The sequence below is a fragment of the Streptomyces sp. BYX5S genome (assembly GCF_054724165.1).
The window spans coordinates 7,324,591-7,348,842 of sequence record NZ_CM138829.1 but is presented as its reverse complement, the minus strand read 5'-3'; the positions used below and the strand labels follow the sequence as shown (position 1 = coordinate 7,348,842).

The following is a 24,252-nucleotide window of genomic DNA, read 5'->3' as shown; positions in this document are numbered from 1 at the left end:
GCAACCCCGAACTCCCCGAAGGAGAAGCGCACATGACCGAGCCCGTGCCCGTACGCCGCGTCCTCGCCGTGATCCCCGCCCGGGGCGGCTCCAAGGGCGTGCCGGCCAAGAACCTGGCCCCGGTCGGCGGCGTGCCCCTCGTGGCCCGCGCCGTGCGCGAGTGCCTCGCCACCCGGCACGTCACCGACGTCGTCGTCTCCACCGACGACACCGCCATCGCCTCCGCCGCGCGGGACGCGGGCGCCGAGGTCGTCACCCGGCCCACCGCCATCGCCGGCGACAAGTCCAGCTCCGAGGCGGCCGTCCTGCACGCCATGGACGCCCACGAGGCGCTGCACGGCGCGGCGGTCGACGTGGTGCTGCTCGTCCAGTGCACCAGCCCCTTCCTCGTACGGGAGGACATCGACGCGGTGGTCCGCGCGATCCTCGAGGGCGGCGCCGACAGCGCCCTGACGGTGGCCCCGTTCCACGGGTTCGTGTGGCGACACTCCGGCGACACCATCGACGAGCCGCGGCCGGAGTCCGTGCGCGGCGCGGCCGTCGAGGGCGGCGTCGCCGTGCTCGCCGACCGCGTGACGGCGACCGGCGGCGGCTACGGCGTCAACCACGACAAGTCGATGCGCCAGATGCGCCAGGACCGCCCCCAGGACCTCCTGGAGACCGGCGCCGTCTACGGCATGGAGACCACCGGCTTCCGCCGCCACGAGCACCGCTTCTTCGGCCGCACCGAACTCGTGCGCACCGACCCCGCGCGCGTGCTGGAGATCGACGATCCGCACGACCTCGCCCGCGCCCGCGCGCTGGCCCCCCTCTTCGACCAGCAGTCGGCGCTTCCCACCAAGGAAGACATCGACGCGGTCGTCCTCGACTTCGACGGCACCCAGACCGACGACAGGGTGCTGATCGACTCCGAAGGACGGGAGTTCGTCACCGTGCACCGCGGTGACGGCCTCGGCATCGCGGCCCTCCGCAGGAGCGGCCTCGAACTGCTGATCCTGTCCACGGAAGTGAACCCGGTCGTCGCCGCACGGGCCCGGAAGCTCAAGATCCCGGTCCTGCACGGCATCGACCGCAAGGACCTCGCACTCAAGCAGTGGTGCGAGGAGCAGGGCATCGCGCCGGAGCGCGTGCTCTACGTCGGCAACGACGTCAACGACCTCCCGTGCTTCGCCCTCGCGGGCTGGCCCGTGGCGGTCGCCAGCGCCCATGACGTCGTGCGCGGCGCCGCACGCGCCGTCACCACCGTCCCCGGTGGCGAAGGCGCGATCCGAGAGATCGCCAGCTGGATCCTCGGCCCTTCTCTCGACTCCCTCGACAAGTAAGGAACGCAAGAGCCATGACTGCTCAGACCCCCGACTCCCGCATCCGCAGCTTCGGTTCGCGCGAGGCCGGCCCCGGCCGCCTCGTCTACATCACCGGCGAGATCGGCATCAACCACAACGGTGACCTGGACAACGCGTTCAAGCTGATCGACGCCGCCGCCGAGGCCGGCTGCGACGCCGTCAAGTTCCAGAAGCGCACCCCGGAGATCTGCACGCCGCGCGACCAGTGGGACATCGAGCGGGACACCCCCTGGGGCCGGATGACGTACATCGACTACCGGCACCGCGTCGAGTTCGGCGAGGACGAGTACCGGTCCATCGACGCCTACTGCAAGAAGCGCGGCATCGACTGGTTCGCCTCCCCGTGGGACACCGAGGCCGTCGCCTTCCTGGAGAAGTTCGACGTCCCCGCCCACAAGGTGGCCTCCGCGTCCCTCACCGACGACGAGCTGCTGCGCGCCCTGCGCGCCACCGGCCGCACGATCATCCTCTCCACCGGCATGTCGACGCCGAAGCAGATCCGGCACGCGGTCGAGGTCCTCGGCTCCGACAACATCCTGATGTGCCACGCCACGTCGACGTACCCGTCGGTCGCCGAGGAGCTCAACCTCCGCGTCATCAACACCCTCCAGCAGGAGTACCCGAACGTCCCGATCGGCTACTCCGGCCACGAGACCGGCCTCCAGACCACGCTCGCCGCGGTCGCCCTCGGCGCCACCTTCGTCGAGCGCCACATCACCCTCGACCGCGCCATGTGGGGCTCCGACCAGGCCGCCTCCGTGGAGCCGCAGGGCCTCCAGCGCCTCGTCCGCGACATCCGCACCATCGAGGAGTCCCTCGGCGACGGCGTCAAGAAGGTCTACGAGTCCGAGCTCGGCCCGATGAAGAAGCTGCGCCGCGTGCCGGGCGTCGTCGCGGAGGCGGAGATCGCCGTCGCCGCCGGTGAGCCGGTGGGCGTCTGACGGACATCGGATCGAATCGAGGGCGGCCGGGCGCGGTGGAGACCGCGCCCGGCCGCCCCGGCGCCCCTGGGAGGGCCGCAATGTCCGGCAGCAGCACGCTGTGCTTCGTCGAGAGCCCGGTACAGCTCCTCAACGTCCTGGAGTGGGCGCACCACCGGCAGGTCACGGCGACCGTCGTGGTGCTCTCGCCCACCGACCCGATGACCCGCGGACAACTGCGCCGCATGGCCGAACTCGCCCGCACCGAAGGCCACGCGGTGCGCTGGGAGGAGGCCCGCGGCGGCGCCGCCGCGCCCTTCCAGACGATCGGCGGGCTCGCGCCCTCGCTGCGCAAGGCCGACCGGATCGTCCTCGGCGACCCGTTCTCCCGCTACGTACAACTGCTGCTCACGATCACCCGCGCCGACGAGCTCGTCGTCGTCGACGACGGCACCGCCACCATGGAGTTCGTCGCCCAACTGGTGCGCGGCGAACGGCTGGTGCGCTGGCACCGGCGCGGCGGCCGGCCCGGCCCGCGCGACGTCGTCTTCGGCCCCGTCGCGGCGGCCGCCCGCCGCCGGCTCACCGGGCACGCCCGCCGCGACTCCGTCTCGGTGTTCACGTCGATGCCGGTGGACGAGGCCCCCGAAGGCGTCACGGTGTCCTCCAACGACTACGCCTGGACCCGCGCCCGCTTCGGCCCGCCCCGCCTCACGCGCGGCGCCGACATGGTCGGAACGTCCCTGGCGGAAACGGGAGTCGTCGACCTCGACCGCTACGTGGAGGCCGTCCGCGCGCTCGCCCGCGCCCACGGCGCCACCCGCTACTTCGCGCATCGCCGCGAGAGCGCCGACAAACTCCACCGCCTCGCCGCCGAGACCGGCCTGGAGATCGTCCGCCCCGACCTCCCCCTGGAACTGATCGCCCGCCGCGGCCCCATAGGCCGTACGATCCTCAGCTTCCCCTCCACCGTCGTGCACACCCTCCCCATCGCCCTCGCCGGCACCGGCGTCAAGGTCGCCGTCTGCGAGATCGACCCGTCCTGGCTCCGCCACGGCGTCTCCACCCACGCCCAGGGCTTCCTGGCCGACATCTCGGGCACGGCCCGAGGAACGGTCCGCGCGGTGTGACCACGAAACCCGGTGGCCCCCGTAGTGGCGGGCGTCGTAGCCTTGCGCCCGTGAGCAGCCCCGAGTCCGACAGACTTCGGCCGCCGGCAGTCGTCCGGTGGCCTTCCTTCCCGGTGCGTTGAGGCCCGTCCGTCCCGGACCCCGCCTCTGCCGCCGCATGCCGTAGCCACGCGGCTCAGCCACCGCACGGACCGCCGTACCGCGACCCCTTTCCTCGTTCCACGGTCCCGGAGTCCGTCGTGCCTTTCGCTCTCCATCTGCTCGCCCTCGCCGTCTTCGCGCAGGGGACGTCCGAGTTCATGCTCTCGGGGCTCGGCCCCGACATCGCCCACGACCTGGGCGTCTCACTGCCCGCCGCCGGTGCGCTGACCTCCGCCTTCGCGGTCGGCATGATCGTCGGGGCGCCGCTCACGGCGGTCCTCGCGGTGCGGTGGCGCCGCCGGCCCGCCCTCTTCGGCTCGCTGCTCCTCTTCGCCCTCGCGCACGTCGTCGGCGCGCTGACGACCAGCTTCGCCGTCCTGCTCGCCACCCGTGTCGTGGCGGCGCTCGCCAACGCCGGGTTCCTCGCGCTCGCCCTCGCCGCCGCGGTGTCGATGGTCGCCCCCGACGCCAAGGGGCGCGCCACGGCGGTCCTGCTGGGCGGCACCACTCTCGCCTGCGTCGCGGGCGTGCCCGGCGGGGCGCTGCTCGGCGGGCTCCTCGGCTGGCGCGCCGCGTTCTGGGCCGTCGCACTGATCTGCGTACCCGCGCTGATCGCCGTACCGCGGTCCGTGCCGAGGGAGACCGGGGAGGCCGGGCGCGGCGATCTGCGCGCCGAGGCGCGGGCCCTGCGCGCCCCGCGGCTGCTGACGGTGCTGCTGCTCGGCGCGCTCGTCAACGCCGCCACGTTCTGCACGTACACCTACCTCGCGCCCGTGGCCACCGGGGTGACCGGCATCGGGGAGAGCTGGATGCCCGCGCTGCTGGCCCTGTTCGGGCTCGGCGCGTTCGTCGGGGTGAACGCCGCGGGCCGCCTCTCGGACACCCGGCCGAGGCGCGCCCTCACGGTCGGCGGGGCGGCGCTGCTGCTCGGCTGGATCCTGTTCGCCCTCGCCGCGGGCAGCGTCGCCGCGACCCTCGTCCTCGCCTTCGTCCAGGGCGCCCTGTCCTTCGCCGTCGGCTCCACCCTGATCGCGCGGGCCCTCTACGCGGCGTCCGGCGCACCCACCCTCGCGGGCGGCCTCGCCACGGCCGCGCTGAACGTCGGCGCGGCGCTCGGGCCGTGGGCCGGCGGGCTGGCCATCGGGGGCGGGCTCGGACACCGGGCCGTGCCGGGCGTCAGCGCGTTGCTCGTGGCGCTCGCGTTCGTTGTGACGTGTGTCGCACGGGTGGCGCGCGGGCGGACCGCCCACGAGGCGGCCGTCGAAGGCTGAGACCCGCAGAGGCGCAGGTCGGCACGGGTCGAAAAGAGTCTTCATACCCCTCCTGCGCGATCCACATGCGCAGCGCGGCCGAGTTTCTTACCCCAATTCGGCTTAACTTTTGTTGATCGCAGGTTAGTTGGCCCCTGCATCGCCCTACTCTTCAGAGGGTGAACGAGTTGAAGTCCCGAGAGTCAGAGGCCGACCAGCCCGGGGAATCCGTGCCGGGCAGCGCACTTGCGGGTGCGCTGCCCGAGGCGCTCCGCGCCGAACTCGTCGCGTTCCGGCGCGACATGCACATGCACCCCGAGCTGGGCAACCAGGAGTTCCGCACCACCGCCGCGCTCAAGACCCGCCTCGAAAAGGCCGGGCTCGCGCCGCGCGTGCTGAGCATCGGCACCGGTCTCATCTGTGACATCGGCACGGCGAGCGGCCAGTGGGGCGCGGCGGACGGGCCGCGCGGGATGCTCGCGCTGCGCGCGGACATCGACGCGCTGCCCATCCCCGACACCAAGATGGAGTGCGCCTACCGCTCGACGGTGCCGGACCGCGCGCACGCCTGCGGGCACGACGTGCACACCACCGTCGTCCTCGGCGCCGGCCTCGTCCTCGCGGAACTGCACCGCAGGGGCGAGCTCCCGCATCCCGTACGGCTGATCTTCCAGCCCGCGGAGGAGGTGCTGCCCGGCGGCGCGCCCGACGCGATCGAGTGCGGGGTGCTGGACGGCGTACGGCAGATCATCGGCGTGCACTGCGACCCGAAGGTCGACGCGGGGCGCATCGGCATCCGGCCCGGCGCCATCACGTCCGCGTGCGACCGCCTGGAGGTCACGCTCGACGGCCCCGGCGGGCACACGGCGCGCCCGCACCTCACCACGGACCTCGTCACCGCCGCGGCCAAGGTCGCCACGGAGGTGCCGGCGCTGGTGGCGCGGCGGGTCGACGCGAGGTCGGGGCTCGCCGTGACGTGGGGGCGGCTGGAGACGGGGCACGCGTGCAATGTGATCCCGCAGCACGCGGAGCTGTCCGGGACGGTGCGGTGCCTCGATCTCGACGCGTGGCGGCAGGCGCCGGACGTGGTGCACGGGGCGATCCAGGAGATCGCGGACCTGTACCGCGCGAAGCCGGTCGTCAACTACATCCGTGGGGTGCCGCCGGTGGTGAACGATCCGGTGGTCGTGGAGCTGCTGAAGTCCGCGATGACGGCGCGCCGTGGGCCCGACGCGGTCGAGGACACCCAGCAGAGCCTGGGCGGGGAGGACTTCTCCTGGTACCTGGAGCACGTGCCGGGTGCGATGGCCCGCCTGGGCGTGAAGCCGCCCGGTGACCGGGGGTCCCGCGACCTCCACCAGGGCGACTTCGACGTCGACGAGTCCGCGATCACGGTCGGCGTCGAACTCTTCACGGCGGCGGCCCTCCTCTCGTAACGCCTCGGGGCTCCGCCGCGGGGTCCGGGGCGGAGCCCCGGCGGTTAACCGCCTCGTAACGGGGGGCGCGGCACGAATCGATAACGCCGGAGTCAAGGGCATTCCTCGGACTTTCTACGCGCGTTATGGTGCGCCGAACTGGGCGCCATACAAGGCGTGTTGGACGAATGGGGACCCCTGATGCGTCGAATACCGCGGCTGACGAAACTCGCCATCGGCGTCACCGGCCTGGCGCTCGCCGCCACCGCCTGTGGCGGCACCAGCAGCGACAAGAACAACGCGGGCGGCGAGGGCAAGGACGACCTCGGCCTCGCCATCGCCTACGACGTCGGCGGCAAGGGCGACCAGTCCTTCAACGACTCCGCCTACGAGGGCATGCTCAAGGCGAAGAACGAGTTCGGCTACAAGACCGCCGACCAGGAGCCGAAGGACGGCGAGTCCGACGACGACAAGGTGCAGCGCCTCGCGAACCTCGCGAAGGCCGGCTACAACCCGGTCGTCGGCATCGGCTACGCCTACGGCCCGGCGATGAAGGAAGCCGCGAAGAAGTACCCGAAGACCACCTTCGGCATCGTCGACTCGGTCGTCGAGGGCAAGAACGTCGCCTCCCTCGTCTTCGCCGAGAACGAGTCCTCGTACCTCGCGGGCGTCGCCGCCGCCAAGGCCACCAAGTCCGACCACGTCGGCTTCGTCGGCGGCGTCGACAACGAACTGATCAACAAGTTCGAGGCCGGCTTCGAGCAGGGCGTCAACGACACCAAGAAGGGCGTCGACATCGAGGTCCAGTACCTCGACGAGGACCCCGCCAAGGGCTTCGCCAGCCCCGACCTCGGCGAGGCCGCGGCCAACAAGCAGCTGGAGGACGGCGCCGACGTGATCTACCACGCGGCGGGCCTGTCCGGGCAGGGCGTCATCAAGGCGGCCGCCGAGGAGAAGAAGTGGGTCATCGGCGTCGACTCCGACCAGTACAAGCAGAAGACCCTCGCCAAGTACAAGCAGTACATCCTCACCTCCGCGCTGAAGGAGGTCGGTGAGTCCGTGTACTCGCTGGCCAAGTCCGTCGAGGACAAGAAGCCGCTGAGCGGAGTGCAGACCTTCGACCTCAAGGTCGACGGCGTGGGCGCCTCGGAGTCCAACCCCGAGTTCCAGAAGATCGCCGGTCTCGCCGACGCGGTCGCCGAGGCCAAGAAGGGCATCGTCGACGGTTCGATCAAGGTGCAGACGAAGCCGAAGAAGGGCTGACCCGGGCCCGCTCGGCCCGGACCGCGCGGCGCCGCCGGTGAGTCCCACCGGCGGCGCCGCGCCCGTCTTCGTATACGGCCCGGCGCACGGTCCGGTATCCGCCCTCGTATCCGGCTCGTACCCCGTCGATAACAGTCTGGACAACCAGGGTTCTCTGTCGGGTCTACGCGCGTTACTCTGCGGCGAACTCAGCGTCGGCCCCCTGCTGTTCCGGCGCTTGTACGAAGGAGCACTTCTCATGCGCCGGGTTTCCCGTATAGCGGTCGCAGGCACCGCCACCGCCTCGCTCGCCCTCGCCCTCGCCGCCTGCGGCGGCACCTCCTCGGACGCCCAGTCGTCCTCCGACGGCGGCAAGGACAAGGGCCTCGCCATCGCCTACGACGTCGGCGGCAAGGGCGACCAGTCGTTCAACGACGCCGCCTACGAGGGCCTGCGCCAGGCCAAGAAGGAGTTCGGCTACCAGGTCGCCGACCAGGAGCCGAAGGACGGCGAGTCCGACGACGACAAGACCCAGCGCCTGATCCAGCTGGCGAAGATGGGCTACAACCCGGTCGTCGGCATCGGCTACGCGTACGCGCCCGCCGTCAAGGAGGCCGCGAAGAAGTACCCGAAGACCACCTTCGGCATCGTCGACGACGCCACCGCCAAGGCGGACAACGTCGCGGACCTGGTCTTCCAGGAGAACGAGGTGTCCTACCTCGCCGGTGTCACCGCCGCCCTGAAGACCAAGTCCGACACGGTCGGCTTCGTCGGCGGCGTCGACAACGCGCTGATCAACAAGTTCCAGGCGGGCTTCGAGCAGGGCGTCAAGGACACCAAGAAGGGCGTCGAGGTCAAGGTCCAGTACCTCGACGAGGACCCCGGCAAGGGCTTCGCCTCGCCGGACCTCGGCAAGGCCGCCGCCGAGAAGCAGCTGGAGGACGGCGCCGACGTCGTCTACCACGCGGCCGGCCTGTCCGGTCAGGGCGTCATCGAGGCGGCCGCCGCCGAGAAGGCGTACGCGATCGGCGTCGACTCCGACCAGTACTCCCAGGCCCCGCTGAAGAAGTACAAGAAGTACATCATCACCTCCGCCACCAAGGACGTCGCCAAGGCGATCTTCAACCTGGCGAAGTCCGTCGAGGACGGCAAGCCGGAGACCGGCGTCGTCACCGGCGACCTGAAGTCCGGCGAGGTCTCGCTCGCCGACTCCAACCCGGAGTTCAAGAACGACTCCAAGCTCCAGGCGGCCCTGAAGAAGGCCGAGCAGGGCATCGTCGACGGCTCCGTGAAGGTGCCGGTCAAGCCCCAGAAGTAATACCTCGCGACGCCGGGCGCGGGGCGGTCGGCCCTCCTGCGGGAGGAGCCTTCTTCCCCGCGCCCCGCATCTGCGATCCTGCTCGAACTCACTTCCAGCACACCGCTGTTGGGGCGCTACGTGTGGAGAGCGACCCCCCTTCCCCAGGAGAGTGCGCCATCGCCACGTCAAGCTCCCCTCCCACCGCCGTCGCCGTAGAACTCAAAGGCATCACCAAGCGGTTCCCCGGTGTGGTCGCCAACCACGACATCCGTCTCACCGTCCACAAGGGCACCGTGCACGCCCTGGTGGGGGAGAACGGGGCGGGCAAGTCCACCCTGATGAAGATCCTCTACGGCATGCAGAAGCCGGACGAGGGCACCATCGCCATCGCCGGTGAGGAGGTCAGCTACTCCTCGCCCGCCGACGCCATCGCGCGCGGCATCGGCATGGTCCACCAGCACTTCATGCTCGCGGACAACCTCACCGTCCTGGAGAACGTCGTCCTCGGCAGCGAGAAGCTGTACGGGATCGGCGGCAAGGCCCGCCGCAAGATCCTGGAGATATCCGAGCGCTACGGGCTCGGGGTGCGCCCCGACGTCCTCGTCGAGGACCTCGGCGTCGCCGACCGCCAGCGCGTGGAGATCCTTAAGGTCCTCTACCGCGGCGCCACCACCCTGATCCTCGACGAGCCGACCGCCGTGCTCGTCCCGCAGGAGGTCGACGCGCTCTTCGACAACCTGCGCGGGCTCAAGGCCGAGGGCCTGTCCGTCATCTTCATCTCGCACAAGCTCGGCGAAGTCCTCTCCGTGGCCGACGAGATCACCGTCATCCGGCGCGGCACCACGGTCGGCACCGCCGTCCCCGCCGAGACGACCCCGAAGCAGCTCGCCGAGCTGATGGTCGGCAGCGAACTGCCCACCCCGGAGACGGCGGAGTCCACCGTCACCGACCGCCCCGTCGTCGAGGTCGACGAGCTGCGCCTCGCGGCGCCGCACGGCGGCAAGCCGCTCCTCGACGGCATCACGTTCACCATCCACGCCGGGGAGGTCCTCGGCCTCGCGGGCGTCGAGGGCAACGGGCAGACCGAGCTGATCGAGGCGCTGATCGGCCTGGAGCACGCGGACAGCGGCAGCATCAAGCTGCTCGGCGAGGAGATCACCTCCTGGGCCACCCGCAGGCGCCGCGAGTCCGGCATCGGCTACATCCCCGAGGACCGGCACCGCCACGGCCTCGTCCTGAGCGCCCCGCTGTGGGAGAACCGGATGCTCGGCCACGTCACCGAGCGGCCCAACAGCAAGGGCTTCTGGCTCGACCCGAAGGGCGCGCAGGCCGACACCGAGCGGATCGTCAAGGAGTACGACGTCCGCACCCCCGGCATCGACGTCACCGCGGCCTCCCTGTCCGGCGGCAACCAGCAGAAGCTGATCGTCGGCCGGGAGATGAGCCACCACCCGAAGTTCCTGATCGCCGCCCACCCCACCCGCGGTGTGGACGTCGGCGCGCAGGCCCAGATCTGGGACCAGATCCGCGCGGCCCGCCACGAGGGGCTCGCCGTGCTGCTCATCTCGGCCGACCTCGACGAACTGATCGGCCTCTCCGACACCCTCCGGGTCATCTACGACGGCCGCCTCGTCGCCGACGCCGACCCGGCCGCCATCACCCCGGAGGAGCTGGGATCCGCCATGACCGGTGCGGCCTCGGGCTACCTGGAGCACACGGAAGACGGTGCCTGACCATGAACACCAGTAAGCGCTGGGACGCCATCAACACGGAGCGGATCCTGCTCGCGGTGGCCGGACCGGTCATCGCGCTGGTCGTGGCGTTCGCCCTGACCGCGATCGTGCTCGCGGCGTCCGGCGAGAACCCGATCGAGCCGTTCTCGATCATGTTCGAGCAGGCGACGTTCTCCGACGTCCAGGTGCTCATCATCAATGACGCCGCGGGCCTCTACGTCGGCGCGCTCGCCGTCGCCATCGGCTTCCGGATGAACCTCTTCAACATCGGCGTCGAGGGCCAGTACCGGCTCGCCGCCTGTGTCGCCGCCATCGTCGGCGCGCACATCGCGTTCCCGGCCTTCCTCCAGATCCCGCTGCTGATCCTGTCGGCGGCCGTGACCGGCGCGATCTGGTCCGGCATCGCGGGCATCCTCAAGGTGACCCGCGGCGTCAGCGAGGTCGTCTCCACGATCATGCTGAACTCGATCGCCGCCTCGGTCATCGCGTACCTCACCCTGGAGGACGCCTTCGGCGTCGCCGTCGGCAACAACCGCACCACCGGTGAGATGGACAAGGCCGGCTGGTTCCCCGGCATCAACATGGGCGACGCGGTCGGCACCGTCTACGGCTTCGTCTTCGTCGCGATCGCCCTCGGCGTCGTCTACTGGGTGATGCTCAACCGCACCCGGTTCGGCTTCGACCTGCGCGCCTCCGGCGCCTCCGACACCGCGGCCGCCGCCTCCGGCGTCTCCGCGAAGCGGATGGTCCTCACCGCGATGCTGCTGTCGGGCGCCGTCGCCGGTCTCGCCGGTCTGCCGACGCTGCTCGGCTCGACGCACACCTTCTCCGACTCGTTCCCAGCCTCGCTCGGCTTCAACGCCATCACGGTGGCGCTGCTCGGCCGCAACAGCCCGGTCGGCATGGCGCTCGCCTCCCTGCTGCTTTCCTGGCTGTTCAACGCGGCCGACCCGCTGGACCTCCAGGGCTACAGCTCCGAGATCGCCACGATCATGCAGGGCCTCATCGTGATCGCCGTCGTCGTCTCCTACGAGGCCGTCCGCGTCTGGGGCACCCGCAGGCAGCAACAGCGCGTCGGCGCCGAACTCGCCGCGGGGCACGTCCTCACCGCCTCCGACAACAACGACAAGAAGCCGGAGGTGGCCGCCCGATGAGTACGGCTCCCGTCCTCGACAAGCCGACCGCCCCGGCGGCCCGGCGCAAGCTCAGCCTCCCGGTCCTGCTGCTGGTCATCGCGGGCCTGCTCTGCCTGGTCTCCGCGGTCCGCCTGATCACCGACGCGAACGGACTGACCTCCGTCAGCCAGATGTCGACCGCGCTCCAACTCGCCGTACCCATCGGCATGGCGGGCCTCGGCGGCCTGTGGGCCGAGCGCGCGGGCGTCGTCAACATCGGCCTCGAAGGCATGCTGATCCTCGGCACCTGGTTCGGCGCCTGGGCCGGTTACCAGTGGGGCCCCTGGATCGGCGTGATCGCCGCCCTGATCGGCGGCGCGCTCGGCGGCCTCGTGCACGCCCTCGCCACGGTCACCTTCAACGTCAACCACATCGTCTCCGGTGTGGCCATCAACATCCTCGCCCTCGGCGCCACCCGCTACCTCTCCGTCCTGATGTACGACGGGATGGAGGGCGCCACCTCCCGCCAGTCGCCCGCGGTGCCCTCGCTGGGCGAGTTCACCGTCCCCGGCCTCGCGGACGCCCTCGCCGACCTCAACAAGCAGGGCTGGTTCCTGATCTCCGACATCGCGGGCCTGCTCGGCGGCGTGATGACGGGCGTGTCCTGGCTGACCCTGATCGCGGTCCTGCTGATCCCGGCGTCCTGGTGGATCCTGTGGCGCACGTCGTTCGGCCTGCGGCTGCGCTCCTGCGGCGAGAACCCGGTCGCGGCCGAATCCCTCGGCGTCAACGTCATCAAGTACAAGTACATCGCCGTGCTGGCCTCCGGCGCCCTCGCCGGCCTCGGCGGCGCCTTCCTCTCCATGGTCTCCTCCAACTACTACCTGGAGGGCCAGACCGGCGGCCGCGGCTACATCGGCCTCGCCGCGATGATCTTCGGCAACTGGATGCCGGGCGGACTCGCCCTCGGCGCGGGCCTGTTCGGCTACAGCGACACCCTCAAGGTGCGCGGCGGCACGGAGAACACGCACGCGCTGCTCCTGCTGATCGCGATCCTGGCGCTCCTCGCGGTGGCGTGGCTGATCTGGAAGAAGAAGTACGCGGGCGCGGCCGTCACCCTGGCCGTCTCCGTCCTGCTCTTCTTCTGGTACGCCTCCACCGATTCGGTGCCGAGCCAGGTCGCCACGGCCATGCCGTACGTCCTGACGATGCTCGTCCTGGCACTCTCGGCACAGCGCCTGCGCATGCCGAAGGCGAACGGACAGCCGTACCGGAAGGGCCAGGGCACGTGACATCGGAGACGGTCGACTGGGAATCCCTGCGCACGGCGGCCCGCGAGGCCATGTCCCGCGCGTACGCCCCGTACTCGGGGTTCCCGGTCGGCGCGGCGGCCCTGGTGGACGACGGCCGCACGGTCTCCGGCTGCAACGTCGAGAACGCCTCGTACGGCCTCGGCCTCTGCGCCGAGTGCGGCCTCGTCTCCCAGCTGACCGCCACGGGCGGCGGCCGCCTCACCCACTTCACCTGCGTGGACGGCAAGGGCGACCTCCTGATGCCGTGCGGCCGCTGCCGCCAGCTCCTGTACGAGTTCGGGGGCGCGGATCTCCTGATGGAGACGGCGACGGGGGTGCGGACGCTGGGGGAGATGCTCCCGGAGGCGTTCGGACCGGAGAGCCTGAACTGACGGAAGGGCCCGCGGGGATGTCACACCCGCGGGCCCTTCGGTGTCTTCATGTCGAACGGCCGGGAAGAGCCCGACCGCCGAGGCCCCGAAGGTGGACACGATGGCCCTCCGCATCCAGAAGGCAGCACTCCCCGAGGAACTGAAGCAGGGCATGGTCGACCAGCTCGGCGCGGTCATGGAGCCCGCCGAAGTGCTCTGGCACAACCCGAAGGTCGCTCAGGACGGCCTCGGCCTCGGCCGCCAGGTCGCCCAGTGGGACGCGGCCGACGAGACCCTCAAGTCGTTCGCGCACATGGCGGTCGCGGCGCAGGTCGGGTGCAGCTGGTGCCTCGACATCGGCTACTTCCAGGCGCAGAACGAGAAGCTCGACCTGAAGAAGGCCAGCCAGGTCCCGCGCTGGCGCACCTCCGACGTCTTCACGCCGCTGGAGCGGGACGTCATGGAGTACGCGGAGGCCATGACGAACACCCCGCCGACCGTCACCGACGAGCTGTACGCGGGCCTGCTGAACACCCTCGGCCCTGCGGCGATGGTCGAACTCACCACGTACATCGCCTTCGTGAACTTCTCGACGCGCGGCAACACGGCCCACGGCATCAGCTCGCAGGGCTTCTCGGAGGCGTGCGAGATCCCGCTGGAGGCCCGCGCGTAATGGCCGAGTCGTCGTCGGACCCCTTCGTCACCCACCGCAGCCTGCTCTTCACGGTCGCCTACGAGATGCTCGGCTCGGCGGCCGACGCGGAGGACGTGCTGCAGGAGTCCTGGCTGCGGTGGGCCGAGGCGGACCGGACCGAGGTGCGCGACCCGCGCGCGTACCTCGTCCGGATCGTCACCCGCCAGTCCCTCAACCGCCTGCGCACGCTCTCCCGCCGCCGCGAGGACTACGTCGGCCAATGGCTCCCGGAACCCCTCCTGACCAGCCCCGACGTCGCGGACGACGTCGAACTGGCGGAGAGCGTCTCGATCGCCCTCCTCACGGTCCTCGAAACCCTGGGCCCCACGGAACGCGCGGTCTTCGTCCTTCGCGAGGTCTTCGACGTCCCGTACGGGGAGATCGCCGAAGCCGTCGGCAAGACCTCGGCGACCGTACGCCAGATCGCCCGTCGCGCCCGCGACCACGTGGCGGCGCGCCGGCCGCGCGTAAAGGTTGCGCGCACGGAGCAACAGGCGGTGGTGGAACGGTTCCTGACGGCCATGAGCACGGGGAATCTGCAGGCCCTGATGGAGGTCATGGCCCCGGACGTGGTGATGATCGCCGACGGTGGCGGGCGCGTGGCCGCGGCGAAGGTGCCGCTGCACGGCGTCGGCGTCGTGGCGGGGCTGCTCGCGACGGCGAAGGACCGGGTGACACGACTGGCGGCGACCCCCGTGTGGTTCAACGCCGCCCCCGCGGCCCGCCTCGAATTCGACGGCGAACCGTCAGCCATGAGCGTGGTGGTGGAGGCCGGCCGTATCACCCACATCTACGTCATCCGCAACCCGGTCAAACTGGCACGCATCGACGAGGAGGCAAACCTGTCGCGATAGCCCCGCCCGGTCACACCAAGCCCTTGCGGCGGCTGATCGTCGGGGCCCGGTCACATCAAGCCCCTGCGGCGATTGAGCAGCGGGGTCCGGGGCAGAGCCCCGTAACCGGGCCCCGGTCCGGCGGGTGGCATGAGGGGCGGGAGACCTTCACGCGAGCCGTCTATGCGCGTAGAGTCACCCTGCCGTGGGAGCGTGACAACGCCCACCGCACCGCGCCGAACCGTTGGATCCGTTGGAGGAATCGCCATGGACGTCATCTCCGTCATCCGTACGAAGCGGGACCACGGCCGTCTCACGGACGCGCAGATCGACTGGGTCGTCGACGCCTACACCCGCGGCGCGGTCGCGGACGAGCAGATGTCGGCCCTGGCCATGGCGATCTTCCTGAACGGGATGGACCGCGCGGAGATCGCCCGGTGGACCGCCGCGATGATCGACTCCGGTGAGAGGATGGACTTCTCGGCGCTGCCGCGCCCCACCGCCGACAAGCACTCCACCGGCGGCGTCGGCGACAAGATCACGCTGCCGCTCGCCCCCCTCGTCGCGGCCTGCGGCGCGGCCGTCCCGCAGCTGTCCGGCCGCGGGCTCGGCCACACCGGCGGCACGCTCGACAAGCTGGAGGCGATCCCCGGCTGGCGCGCGAACCTCACCAACGAGGAGATGATGCGCACCCTGGAGGACGTCGGCGCCGTCATCTGCGCCCCCGGCAGCGGCCTCGCCCCCGCCGACAAGAAGCTGTACGCGCTGCGCGACGTCACCGCCACCGTCGAGTGCATCCCGCTCATCGCGTCCTCGATCATGTCGAAGAAGATCGCGGAGGGCACGGGTTCACTCGTCCTGGACGTGAAGTTCGGCTCGGGCGCCTTCATGAAGGAAGCGGACGCCGCCCGCGAACTCGCCCGGACGATGGTCGGGTTGGGCACGGACCACGGCCTGCCGACGGTCGCCCTGCTGACGGACATGAACACCCCGCTGGGCCTCACCGCGGGCAACGCCCTCGAAGTCCGGGAATCCGTCGAGGTGCTGGCGGGCGGCGGCCCCGCCGACGTCGTCGAACTCACCCTCGCCCTCGCCCGCGAGATGCTCGACGCGGCCGGCCTGAAGGACGTCGACCCGGCGAAGGCCCTCGCCGACGGCCGCGCGATGGACGCCTGGCGGCGGATGATCGCGGCGCAGGGCGGCGACCCGGACGCGGCGCTGCCGACGGCCCGCGAGACCCACACCGTGACGGCGTCCGCGTCCGGCGTCCTCACCCGCCTCGACGCCATGGACGTGGGCCTCGCCGCCTGGCGCCTCGGCGCGGGCCGCTCGCGCAAGGAGGACCCGGTCCAGGCGGCGGCAGGCGTCGAACTGCACGCCAAGCCCGGCGACTCGGTCTTCGCGGGCCAGGCCCTCATGACCCTGCACACGGACACCCCCGACCGCTTCGCGTACGCGCTCGAAGCGTTGGAGGGCGCGTACGACATCGCCCCGGCGGGCACCGGTTTCACGGCGCGCCCGATCGTCCTGGAACGAATCGGCTGACCCCGGCAGATCCAGCCCCGCCGGCGTTTGAGGCGCGGGGCCCGGGGCGGAGCCCCGAGGCGTAGGAAACGGGAGGCAGGACGGGACGGCGGCCCTGCGCTCGGGTCACCCCAGCAGCGCCGCCACCACCACCAGCACCGGTACCGACGCCATCGTCGACAGCAGGATCGACTCCCGTGCCAACCGCTCGCCCACCCGGTACCGGCTCGCGTACGTGAAGATGTTCTGGGCCGCCGGGAGCGCCGACGTCACCACGACGTCCAGCAACCGCGCGCCGTGCAGACCGAAGACGAACGAGGCGAGCGCCCACGCCACCACCGGCTGGCCCACCGCCTTCAGCGCCGTCGACAGCAGCACCGGCGCCCGGTCCGCGCCCCGGCCGCCCGGCCACGAACTCCCGCACAGCGAGATGCCGAACGCGATCAGGATCGCCGGGACGGACATGTTCGCGATGAGTTCCAGCGGGTCGAAGACCGGCGACGGGACCGTGATCCCCGTGGCCGACACCAGCACCCCCGACAGCGAACCGATCGCCACCGGATTCCGGAACGGCGTGAGCAGCCGCTGCCCCCACGTCAGCCGCGCCGCACCGGACGCCGCCTCCGTCAGATCGAGCACCGTCAGCGCCACCGGCGTCACGACGAGCTGTTGGAAGAGGAGGACCGGGGCGACGAGCGAGGCGTCCCCGAGGACGTACACCGCGATGGGGATGCCCAGGTTCCCGGAGTTCACCAGCGACGAGCAGAGCGCGCCGATCGTGGTGCGGCCCGTTCCCCAGCCGCGCAGCACACCCACCGTGATGAAGATTCCGGCCATCGCCGCCGTGGAGAGCGCCGTGACCAGCAGGCTCGGCGACAGGATCACCGCCAGGTCCGCCTTGGCCAGCATGGTGAACAGCAGCGCGGGCGACGCCACATGGAACGCCAGCTTGTTGAGGACCTCCCGGCCGTTCGCCCCCAGATAGCCGCGGCGGCCGATGACGTAGCCGATCGCGATGACGATCGCGATGACCGCGAAACCGTTGAGTACCCCCTGCACACGTCAAGACTCCGTCGTGGACGGATCGCCGGTCAACGTTGATCCACTATCCGAATCAACGTGATCCAGCCCACGCGGCCGGATCCGGACGGCACCGATGAATTCCGCACCGCCGCCCGGTCATTCGTACGTGGCTGCTTCCCCTCTCCCTCCCGAGCCCGAGTCCCCTCCCGACTCCTCGCCGGTGGTGGCGCTCGCCGGACCGATCCGATCCGGCGACGCGCCCCGTCTGTGCGAGCGCGTCCGCGCCGCCCGGGACGGCACACCCGGCGCCGCCCCCACCGTCGTCTGCGACGTCTCGGCCGTGACCACCGCCGACCTGACGACCCTCGACGCGCTCGCCCGTATGCAGCTCACGGCCCGCCGCGCGGGCTTTCGGATCGTGCTCCGCGATCCGCCCGCCGGGCTCGCCGTCATCCTCGAACTCGCCGGGATGGGCGGGGTGCTGGGAGCGCCCCCGCCCGCCGGCGAACCGTCAGGCGTCGAGGTGGTCCGGGACGCCGAACAGCGGGAACCAGCGCTGCGTGTCGAGGAAGCAGTGGTACCCCGCGATCCGCCCGCCTGAGAACTCGATGACCTGGATCGCCCAGGGTGCGAAGCCCCCCTTGTCCGGATCCGGCTTGTAGTGGGCGAACGCCGGCGTCCCGTTCGACACCACCGGCAGCAGACGCGAACCCGCGCAGGACGCGCCGATCGTCGTCATGAAGCCCGTGATGTCCTCCGGGCCGCGCAGCCACAGGTCGAACGGCGGCATCGTCATGATGGCGTCCTCGGCGAGCAGCTCGGTGAGCGCCTTCATGTCGTAGCCCTCGAACGCCGCGATGTAGCGCTCCAGGAGCTTCTGCTGCTCCTCGTCGAGCGGGTTCGCCGTCGCGGAGTCCGCGGGCGGGGCCTCCGCCAGCGTCGCCCGCGCCCGCTGGAGCGCGCTGTTCACCGACGCCACCGAGGTGTCGAGCAGATCCGCGACCTCCTGCGCCCGCCACGCCAGGACCTCGCGCAGGATCAGCACCGCCCGCTGCTTCGGCGGCAGCTGTTGCAGCGCCGCCACGAACGCGAGCCGCACCGACTCCCGCGCCACGGCCGCCTCCGCCGGATCGTGCACCGTCGGCAGCACCCGCGCGTCCGGTATCGGCTCCAGCCACACGTTGTCGGGGCGGGGGTTCAGCGCGGCCTGGGCGAGCGGGGCCGCGGCCGTCAGGTCCATCGGACGGGCCCGCTTGTTCCCCGCGTTCAGCGAGTCCAGGCACACGTTCGTCGCGATGCGGTACAGCCAGGAGCGCAAGGAGGAGCGGCCCTCGAACTTGTCGAAGCTGCGCCAGGCCCGCACCATCGTGTCCTGCACGGCGTCCTCGGCCTCGAACGCCGAACCCAGCATCCGATAGCAGTACCCGGTCAGCTCGACCCGGTGCTTCTCCAGGTCGTCCAGACCTGCCTTCGTCGCGGTGTCACTCATTTCAACGCCCCCATCGCCGCTGTGAGTTCCAGCACGACGAAAGCTACCGCAGCCCACTGACAACGGCCCCCCGACCGGGAAAAAGCCCAGGTCGGAGGGTTGTCTCAGCAACAGGTGAGGCAGGCGTTCAGCGCGCCGCGACCGCGTTCCCGGCCGTCCGGTGCCGCGCGGACCGCGCCGCGTACGTCCCCCACGCCGTGATCGACACGACGCCGAGCACCGCGAGGAAGCCGAGGCCCACCGTCCCCGCCCAGCCTGCCGCGTGGAAGGCGACGGCGCCGACGGCCGAGCCCACGCTGGAGCCGATGTAGTACATGGACTGGTAGAGCGCGGACGCCTGCGCCCTGCCGTGCGTGGCCGTGTGGCTCACCGACGAGGACGCCGTGGCGTGCCCCGCGAAGAAGCCCGCCGTGATCAGCACCAGCCCGAGCAGCACGGGGACGATGTGCGGCACGAGGGCCAGCACCAGGCCCGTCAGCGTGGTCCCCGCCGCCAGGTAGAGCGTGCCGCGCCGCCCGAGCCGCCCGACCAGGCGCCCCGCCGCGGCCGAGGAGACGGTCCCCACCAGGTAGACGATGAAGATCGAGCCGACGATGCCCTGCGGGAGGGAGAACGGCGCCGCGGACAGCCGGTAGCCGATCACCGTGTAGACCCCGCCGAACACCATCATGAACAGCGCGCCGATCAGGTACAGGCGGCGCAGCAGCGGGTTCGCCAGATGGCTGCCCACGGTCGCGGCGAGGGCGCGCGGGCGCAGCGACCCCGGCGTGAAGTTGCGCGGCGTCGGCAGCAACATCCGGAACGCGACGGCGCACGCCACCGCGATCACGCCGATCACCCCGACGGCCACCCGCCAGCCCCAGGCCTGCGCCAGCCAGCCGCCGATGATCCGGCCGCTCATGCCGCCGATGGAGTTTCCGGCGACGAACAGCCCGATGGCCGCGACCAGCGCCTTCGGCCGCACCTCCTCCGCGAGGTACGCCATCGCGGACGCGGGCAGCCCCGCGAGCGCCGCGCCCTGGAGCGCGCGCAGCGTGATCAGCACGCCGAGGTTCGGGGCGAAGGGCACCAGCAGCCCGAGGAGGACGGCCACCGTCAGCGAGACGGTCATCACCGTGCGGCGCCCGAACCGCTCGGACAGCGCGCTCAGCGGCAGCACGCACACCGCGAGGGCGAAGGTCGACGCGGACACCGTCCAGGCGGCCGCGCTCGCGCTCGCGCCGTAGTCGGAGGAGATGAGGGGGAGCAGCGCCTGCGTCGAGTAGAGGAGCGCGAAGGTGGCGACCCCCGCGAGGAACAGGGCGAAGCTCATCCGGCGGTAGCCGGGGCCGCCGGGCGTCATCCGGGTGTCGGCGTTCGAGGTGCCGGCGTTCGTGGTGTCGGAGGAGGGGGCAGGGGCGGCGACCGCGTGGGTGGCGGCCGCCTGGCTATCGGCAGACGACATGCCCTGAACGTAGGACGACCAGCACTCATGCGTCCAATGCATGAACCCTTCATAATCGTTCCCATGGAGCATGAGCAGAGGTCACGGGTGCGCGTGTCACCCGCCAGTGACGAGGAAGACATCGTCGCGTTGCTCGCCCCGCGCCTCGCCCACTTCGCCGGCGTCGCCCGCACCGAGCACGTCACGCGCGCCGCGCAGGAGATGAACGTGCCCCAGTCCACGCTCTCCCGGGCCCTGGTGCGGCTCGAACGCGACCTGGGCGTCGACCTGTTCGCCCGCCACGGCCGTACGGTCTCCCTGACCCCGGCGGGCCGCACGTTCCTCGGCTCCGTGGAGCGCGCCCTCGGCGAGATCGAGCGGGCGGCCGAGTCGGTGCGCGCCGACGCCGACCCCGAGTCCGGCAAGGTCGCCTTCGGCTTCCTGCACACCATGGGTACGGAGACGGTGCCCGGCCTGATCCGCGCCTTCCGCGCCGACCACCCCCGTATCCGCTTCAGCCTCGTGCAGAACTACGGGGAGGCGATGCTGGAGCGGCTGCGCGCGGGCGAGCTCGACCTCTGCCTCACGTCACCGGTCCCGGACGCGCCGGGGCTCGTGGCCCGCCGCCTCGACGAGCAGCGGCTGCGCCTCGTCGTCCCCGAGGACCACCGTCTCGCCCGCCGCAAGCGCATCCGCCTGGCGGAGGCCGCCGACGAAACCTTCGTCACCCTCGAACCCGGCTACGGACTGCGCCGCATCTGCGACGACCTGTGCGCCGAGGCCGGTTTCACGCCCCGGATCGCGTTCGAGGGCGAGGAGGCGGAGACGCTGCGCGGCTTCGTCGCGGCGGGCCTCGGGGTCGCGCTGCTGCCGCCGCCGACGGTGCCGCGGCCGGGGGTCGTGGAGCTGACGGTGACGGGGCAGCGGGCCGTGCGGGAGATCGGCGTCGCCTGGCTCGACGGCCACCCGGACACGCCTCCCGTTGCGGCCTTCAAGAAGTTCCTCCTCTCCCGCAAGGGCCGCCTCCTGCCGGAACACACAGCCAGCCCTGCCGGGCACACTTCCAGCCCCGCCGGCGTTTGAGGCGCGGGGTCCGGGGCGGAGCCCCGAGTCGTCGGCCACGGAGCCGCCTGCTCAATCGCCGCAGGGGCTTGAAACGGTGGCCCACTCAGAGCGTGCGCCCGAACCCCGCCGCCAACGGCATCCGCAACCCCAACGGCGGCGGCGCCGCGAACGCGTCCCGCAACGGCCGGGAGAACGGCTGCCCGAACAACGCCCCCAGCGCGAAGTCCACGGCCAACGACCCCACCTCATACCGGTGCTGAGCCAGCGCATGCCCGTCGGAGTGCACCTCGAAGCGGCACACGTCACGGTTGGCCTTCTTGGCCCGTCCCGCGAGCCGGAACGACAGCTCCGGGTCCGTCCGCCGGTCGTCCGTGCCGTGCACGATCAGCACCTGGCGGCCCGCGAGCTGCTTCACCGGTTCGAGCGGCGCCGCCACATCGTCCTCCGGCAGCCAAGGGGCCAGCGCGAGCACGGAGTTGACGGCCTCGTGACCGGCGGCGTGCAGCGCGGCCCGGCCGCCCATGTCGATGCCCGCGAGGCAGATCGGTACGTCGCCGTAGCGCCGCACCACCTCGTCGGCGGCCCATTCGGCGTCCCGCGCCAGCTCGGCCTGCGTCCCGTTCCAGCCCCGGCACCGGTACTGCACGACGTGCGTCACCAGGCCCGCGTCGCGGCCCGCGCGCGTGAGGCGGCGGGCGAGCGGCCGTACGGCGGCCTGCGCCAGCGCCGACGGGCCCCGGGCCGACGTCTCCTCACCCGCGGGAAGCAGCAGCACCACGCCGCCCACCGCTCCCGGCACCGGCCCGGCCGCCTTGGCAAGCCGCGCCTCGCGGCCCTGCGTCGCTCGCTGCTGCATGACAGCACAGTGTCAGAAGCCCCGAGGCCCGCGTCCCCCCTTGGGTCACTGTTGGGTATCGACGGATCACGCCGCACCCTTTCTCCCGCTCTCCCGCCACGAGCGCCCGTTCCCACGCAACGAACAGACAACGAACCGGCGCGATCTACGCGCGTAGGAGTTAGAGTGCGGAAATGACGAGCCCGATCACCGCGAACCCCAACAGCCCCCAGGTGCCGACCTCGGAGCAGATCCGCCGCGCCCCGAAGGTGCTCCTGCACGACCACCTCGACGGCGGCCTGCGCCCCGGTACCGTCGTCGACCTCGCCCGCGAGAGCGGGTACGGGAACCTGCCGGAGACCGACCCCGACAAGCTCGGCATCTGGTTCCGGGAAGCGGCCGACTCCGGCTCCCTGGAGCGGTACTTGGAGACGTTCAGCCACACCTGCGCCGTCATGCAGACCCGCGAGGCGCTGTTCCGGGTGGCCGCCGAGTGCGCCGAGGACCTCGCCGAGGACGGGGTCGTCTACGCCGAGATCCGCTACGCCCCCGAGCAGCACCTGGAGCAGGGGCTCACCCTCGAAGAGGTCGTCGAGGCGGTCAACGAGGGCTTCCGGGAGGGCGAGCGGCGCGCGAAGGAGAACGGGCACCGGATCCGTGTGGGGGCCCTGCTCACCGCGATGCGGCACGCGGCCCGCGCCCTGGAGATCGCCGAACTCGCCAACCGCTACCGGGACCTGGGCGTCGTCGGCTTCGACATCGCGGGCGCCGAGGCCGGCTTCCCTCCCACCCGCCACCTCGACGCCTTCGAGTACCTCAAGCGGGAGAACAACCACTTCACGATCCACGCGGGCGAGGCCTTCGGCCTGCCGTCGATCTGGCAGGCCCTCCAGTGGTGCGGCGCGGACCGCCTCGGGCACGGGGTGCGCATCATCGACGACATCAAGGTGGCGGACGACGGCGGCGTCCAGCTGGGCCGCCTCGCCTCGTACGTCCGGGACAAGCGGATCCCGCTGGAGCTGTGCCCCTCGTCGAACCTTCAGACCGGCGCCGCGAGCTCCTACGGCGAGCACCCCATCGGGCTGCTGCGGAAGCTGCACTTCAGGGCGACGGTGAACACGGACAACCGGCTGATGTCCGGCACGTCGATGAGCCGCGAGTTCGAGCACCTGGTCGAGGCCTTCGGGTACACGCTCGACGACATGCAGTGGTTCTCTGTCAATGCGATGAAATCGGCGTTCATTCCTTTCGATGAACGACTCGCGATGATCAATGACGTCATCAAGCCCGGATACGCCGAGTTGAAGTCCGAATGGCTGTTCCGGCAGACCGCTTCGACCAGCGGTTCTTCCCAGAAATAGAGTTTTTGTGCGGGGCGGGGGCGCGGCTGGGAACGGGTGTTCGCGGCCGCGTTTCGGTGTTTGCGGGCGCCGCGAAAGAGTGTTTACGGTCGTGGACCGCTCATTCCCCCGTCATCGTCAAGAGGACGCTTTTCACTATGAAGCAGTTTGCTGCCAAGACCCTCGGTGTCGCCGCTCTCGGAGCCGCCTTCGCCGCCGCCGGCGCGGGTGCCGCGAGCGCCGCCCCGGCCGTCCCCGACGCCGCCGACACCGTCGGTTCCGTGACCTCCGCGCTGCCGCTCCAGGACGTGGCGTCGACGCTGCCCGCCGGTGGTGCCGAGTCCCTGGCCGCGGGCCAGAACGCGGTGGCCAGCGGGCTCAACTCGGCCACGCCCGCCGTCGAGCAGGTCACCCAGGGCGCCCTGCCCGGCGACGGTGGCGACCCGGTCTCCGGGCTGCTCGGTGGCCTGCCGATCGGCTGACCCACGCACACGCCGAAGGGGCGCACCCGCGTTTCGCGGGTGCGCCCCTTCGGCGTCTTCACGGCCGGACGCCGCGCGTCACCAGGCCTGGCGGACCTTGTTCTCGCTGGGCAGCAGGACCCACAGCGCGATGTAGAGCAGGAACTGCGGCCCCGGCAGCAGGCAGGACAGCAGGAAGATCACGCGCATCGTGGTCGCGGAGGTGCCGAAGCGCCGTGCCAGCGCTGCGCACACTCCGCCGATCATCCGTCCGTTCGTGGGGCGGGCAAGGGCGGTCATGGTGGGCTCCTTC

Annotated in this window: 23 protein-coding genes; 18 read left to right on the top strand and 5 right to left on the bottom strand. The window is 71.3% G+C overall.

The window, feature by feature from the left end; all coding sequences use genetic code 11:
- Positions 1 to 32: 32 nt before the first annotated feature.
- The 14 genes from ACYBSK_RS33055 (at position 33) to ACYBSK_RS32990 (ending at position 16,324) form a co-directional block, all read left to right on the top strand.
- A complete protein-coding gene (locus ACYBSK_RS33055; RefSeq protein WP_460244295.1) occupies positions 33 to 1,322 on the top strand; it encodes a cytidylyltransferase domain-containing protein in 1,290 nt (429 codons plus the stop codon).
- Positions 1,323 to 1,336: 14 nt separating this feature from the next.
- Positions 1,337 to 2,284, top strand: coding sequence for an N-acetylneuraminate synthase family protein (locus tag ACYBSK_RS33050; protein ID WP_460244294.1), 948 nt, complete (start codon positions 1,337 to 1,339; stop codon positions 2,282 to 2,284).
- An 80-nt stretch (positions 2,285 to 2,364) separates the two neighbouring features.
- Positions 2,365 to 3,393, top strand: a complete 1,029-nt coding sequence (locus ACYBSK_RS33045; protein WP_460244293.1) for a hypothetical protein — start codon at positions 2,365 to 2,367, stop codon at positions 3,391 to 3,393.
- A 239-nt stretch (positions 3,394 to 3,632) separates the two neighbouring features.
- The gene (locus ACYBSK_RS33040; protein WP_460244292.1) at positions 3,633 to 4,805 is read left to right on the top strand and encodes a Cmx/CmrA family chloramphenicol efflux MFS transporter; all 1,173 of its coding nucleotides are present in this window, start codon (positions 3,633 to 3,635) and stop codon (positions 4,803 to 4,805) included.
- A gap of 158 nt (positions 4,806 to 4,963) precedes the next feature.
- On the top strand, positions 4,964 to 6,220 hold the full coding sequence (locus tag ACYBSK_RS33035; protein WP_460244291.1) for an amidohydrolase: 1,257 nt from the start codon (positions 4,964 to 4,966) through the stop codon (positions 6,218 to 6,220).
- 180 nt (positions 6,221 to 6,400) lie between these two features.
- Positions 6,401 to 7,462, top strand: a complete 1,062-nt coding sequence (locus ACYBSK_RS33030) for a BMP family lipoprotein (RefSeq protein WP_457480932.1) — start codon at positions 6,401 to 6,403, stop codon at positions 7,460 to 7,462.
- Between the two features lie 238 nt (positions 7,463 to 7,700).
- Positions 7,701 to 8,759, top strand: coding sequence for a BMP family lipoprotein (locus ACYBSK_RS33025; RefSeq protein ID WP_460244290.1), 1,059 nt, complete (start codon positions 7,701 to 7,703; stop codon positions 8,757 to 8,759).
- A gap of 158 nt (positions 8,760 to 8,917) precedes the next feature.
- The gene (locus tag ACYBSK_RS33020) at positions 8,918 to 10,474 is read left to right on the top strand and encodes an ABC transporter ATP-binding protein (protein WP_460247147.1); all 1,557 of its coding nucleotides are present in this window, start codon (positions 8,918 to 8,920) and stop codon (positions 10,472 to 10,474) included.
- A gap of 2 nt (positions 10,475 to 10,476) precedes the next feature.
- Positions 10,477 to 11,628, top strand: a complete 1,152-nt coding sequence (locus ACYBSK_RS33015; protein ID WP_457480930.1) for an ABC transporter permease — start codon at positions 10,477 to 10,479, stop codon at positions 11,626 to 11,628.
- Complete coding sequence (locus tag ACYBSK_RS33010) at positions 11,625 to 12,881, top strand: ABC transporter permease (protein ID WP_460244289.1); 1,257 nt, start codon at positions 11,625 to 11,627, stop codon at positions 12,879 to 12,881. The genes ACYBSK_RS33015 and ACYBSK_RS33010 overlap by 4 nt, the downstream gene beginning before the upstream one ends.
- 50 nt (positions 12,882 to 12,931) lie before the next feature.
- Entirely contained in the window at positions 12,932 to 13,273 is a 342-nt protein-coding gene (locus ACYBSK_RS33005; RefSeq protein WP_460247146.1) for a cytidine deaminase, read from the top strand.
- Between the two features lie 100 nt (positions 13,274 to 13,373).
- Positions 13,374 to 13,925 carry a carboxymuconolactone decarboxylase family protein gene (locus tag ACYBSK_RS33000; protein WP_457480927.1) on the top strand — a complete coding sequence of 184 codons (552 nt, stop codon included), beginning with the start codon at positions 13,374 to 13,376 and terminating at the stop codon, positions 13,923 to 13,925.
- Entirely contained in the window at positions 13,925 to 14,800 is an 876-nt protein-coding gene (locus ACYBSK_RS32995) for an RNA polymerase sigma-70 factor (protein WP_460244288.1), read from the top strand. Before ACYBSK_RS33000 ends, ACYBSK_RS32995 begins: the two co-directional genes overlap by 1 nt.
- A 240-nt stretch (positions 14,801 to 15,040) precedes the next feature.
- A complete protein-coding gene (locus ACYBSK_RS32990; protein ID WP_460247145.1) occupies positions 15,041 to 16,324 on the top strand; it encodes a thymidine phosphorylase in 1,284 nt (427 codons plus the stop codon).
- A 105-nt stretch (positions 16,325 to 16,429) separates the two neighbouring features.
- Here ACYBSK_RS32990 and ACYBSK_RS32985 read toward each other — a convergent pair whose 3' ends face one another.
- On the bottom strand, positions 16,430 to 17,362 hold the full coding sequence (locus ACYBSK_RS32985; RefSeq protein ID WP_457480924.1) for an AEC family transporter: 933 nt from the start codon (positions 17,360 to 17,362) through the stop codon (positions 16,430 to 16,432).
- A gap of 130 nt (positions 17,363 to 17,492) precedes the next feature.
- Between ACYBSK_RS32985 and ACYBSK_RS32980 the strand changes: the two genes are divergently transcribed.
- On the top strand, positions 17,493 to 17,927 hold the full coding sequence (locus tag ACYBSK_RS32980; RefSeq protein ID WP_457480923.1) for an STAS domain-containing protein: 435 nt from the start codon (positions 17,493 to 17,495) through the stop codon (positions 17,925 to 17,927).
- Here ACYBSK_RS32980 and ACYBSK_RS32975 read toward each other — a convergent pair.
- Complete coding sequence (locus tag ACYBSK_RS32975; protein WP_457480922.1) at positions 17,838 to 18,815, bottom strand: sigma-70 family RNA polymerase sigma factor; 978 nt, start codon at positions 18,813 to 18,815, stop codon at positions 17,838 to 17,840. The genes ACYBSK_RS32980 and ACYBSK_RS32975 overlap by 90 nt on opposite strands.
- Positions 18,816 to 18,942: 127 nt before the next feature.
- Positions 18,943 to 20,259, bottom strand: coding sequence for an MFS transporter (locus tag ACYBSK_RS32970; protein WP_460244287.1), 1,317 nt, complete (start codon positions 20,257 to 20,259; stop codon positions 18,943 to 18,945).
- 63 nt (positions 20,260 to 20,322) lie between these two features.
- Between ACYBSK_RS32970 and ACYBSK_RS32965 the strand changes: the two genes are divergently transcribed.
- Complete coding sequence (locus ACYBSK_RS32965; protein WP_460244286.1) at positions 20,323 to 21,321, top strand: LysR family transcriptional regulator; 999 nt, start codon at positions 20,323 to 20,325, stop codon at positions 21,319 to 21,321.
- Between the two features lie 85 nt (positions 21,322 to 21,406).
- Here the strand turns inward: ACYBSK_RS32965 and ACYBSK_RS32960 are convergent, their stop codons facing one another.
- Positions 21,407 to 22,159 (bottom strand): alpha/beta hydrolase, encoded by a 753-nt coding sequence (locus tag ACYBSK_RS32960; RefSeq protein WP_457480919.1) that lies wholly within the window; start codon positions 22,157 to 22,159, stop codon positions 21,407 to 21,409.
- A gap of 173 nt (positions 22,160 to 22,332) precedes the next feature.
- Between ACYBSK_RS32960 and ACYBSK_RS32955 the strand changes: the two genes are divergently transcribed.
- Positions 22,333 to 23,499, top strand: a complete 1,167-nt coding sequence (locus tag ACYBSK_RS32955) for an adenosine deaminase (protein ID WP_457480918.1) — start codon at positions 22,333 to 22,335, stop codon at positions 23,497 to 23,499.
- Positions 23,500 to 23,636: 137 nt separating this feature from the next.
- Positions 23,637 to 23,960, top strand: coding sequence for an ATP-binding protein (locus ACYBSK_RS32950; RefSeq protein WP_457480917.1), 324 nt, complete (start codon positions 23,637 to 23,639; stop codon positions 23,958 to 23,960).
- Positions 23,961 to 24,038: 78 nt separating this feature from the next.
- Here the strand turns inward: ACYBSK_RS32950 and ACYBSK_RS32945 are convergent, their stop codons facing one another.
- Positions 24,039 to 24,239, bottom strand: a complete 201-nt coding sequence (locus ACYBSK_RS32945) for a PspC domain-containing protein (protein ID WP_457480916.1) — start codon at positions 24,237 to 24,239, stop codon at positions 24,039 to 24,041.
- Positions 24,240 to 24,252 lie beyond the last annotated feature (13 nt).

Bases quoted from the DNA above. Each gene is read 5' to 3' on its own strand.
- ACYBSK_RS33055 (WP_460244295.1), top strand. From the start codon at position 33: ATGACCGAGCCCGTGCCCGTACGCCGCGTCCTCGCCGTGATCCCCGCC.
- ACYBSK_RS33050 (WP_460244294.1), top strand. From the start codon at position 1,337: ATGACTGCTCAGACCCCCGACTCCCGCATCCGCAGCTTCGGTTCGCGC.
- ACYBSK_RS33045 (WP_460244293.1), top strand. From the start codon at position 2,365: ATGTCCGGCAGCAGCACGCTGTGCTTCGTCGAGAGCCCGGTACAGCTC.
- ACYBSK_RS33030 (WP_457480932.1), top strand. From the start codon at position 6,401: ATGCGTCGAATACCGCGGCTGACGAAACTCGCCATCGGCGTCACCGGC.
- ACYBSK_RS33025 (WP_460244290.1), top strand. From the start codon at position 7,701: ATGCGCCGGGTTTCCCGTATAGCGGTCGCAGGCACCGCCACCGCCTCG.
- ACYBSK_RS33015 (WP_457480930.1), top strand. From the start codon at position 10,477: ATGAACACCAGTAAGCGCTGGGACGCCATCAACACGGAGCGGATCCTG.
- ACYBSK_RS33010 (WP_460244289.1), top strand. From the start codon at position 11,625: ATGAGTACGGCTCCCGTCCTCGACAAGCCGACCGCCCCGGCGGCCCGG.
- ACYBSK_RS33005 (WP_460247146.1), top strand. From the start codon at position 12,932: ATGTCCCGCGCGTACGCCCCGTACTCGGGGTTCCCGGTCGGCGCGGCG.
- ACYBSK_RS33000 (WP_457480927.1), top strand. From the start codon at position 13,374: ATGGCCCTCCGCATCCAGAAGGCAGCACTCCCCGAGGAACTGAAGCAG.
- ACYBSK_RS32995 (WP_460244288.1), top strand. From the start codon at position 13,925: ATGGCCGAGTCGTCGTCGGACCCCTTCGTCACCCACCGCAGCCTGCTC.
- ACYBSK_RS32975 (WP_457480922.1), bottom strand. From the start codon at position 18,815: ATGAGTGACACCGCGACGAAGGCAGGTCTGGACGACCTGGAGAAGCAC.
- ACYBSK_RS32970 (WP_460244287.1), bottom strand. From the start codon at position 20,259: ATGTCGTCTGCCGATAGCCAGGCGGCCGCCACCCACGCGGTCGCCGCC.
- ACYBSK_RS32965 (WP_460244286.1), top strand. From the start codon at position 20,323: ATGGAGCATGAGCAGAGGTCACGGGTGCGCGTGTCACCCGCCAGTGAC.
- ACYBSK_RS32960 (WP_457480919.1), bottom strand. From the start codon at position 22,159: ATGCAGCAGCGAGCGACGCAGGGCCGCGAGGCGCGGCTTGCCAAGGCG.
- ACYBSK_RS32955 (WP_457480918.1), top strand. From the start codon at position 22,333: ATGACGAGCCCGATCACCGCGAACCCCAACAGCCCCCAGGTGCCGACC.
- ACYBSK_RS32950 (WP_457480917.1), top strand. From the start codon at position 23,637: ATGAAGCAGTTTGCTGCCAAGACCCTCGGTGTCGCCGCTCTCGGAGCC.
- ACYBSK_RS32945 (WP_457480916.1), bottom strand. From the start codon at position 24,239: ATGACCGCCCTTGCCCGCCCCACGAACGGACGGATGATCGGCGGAGTG.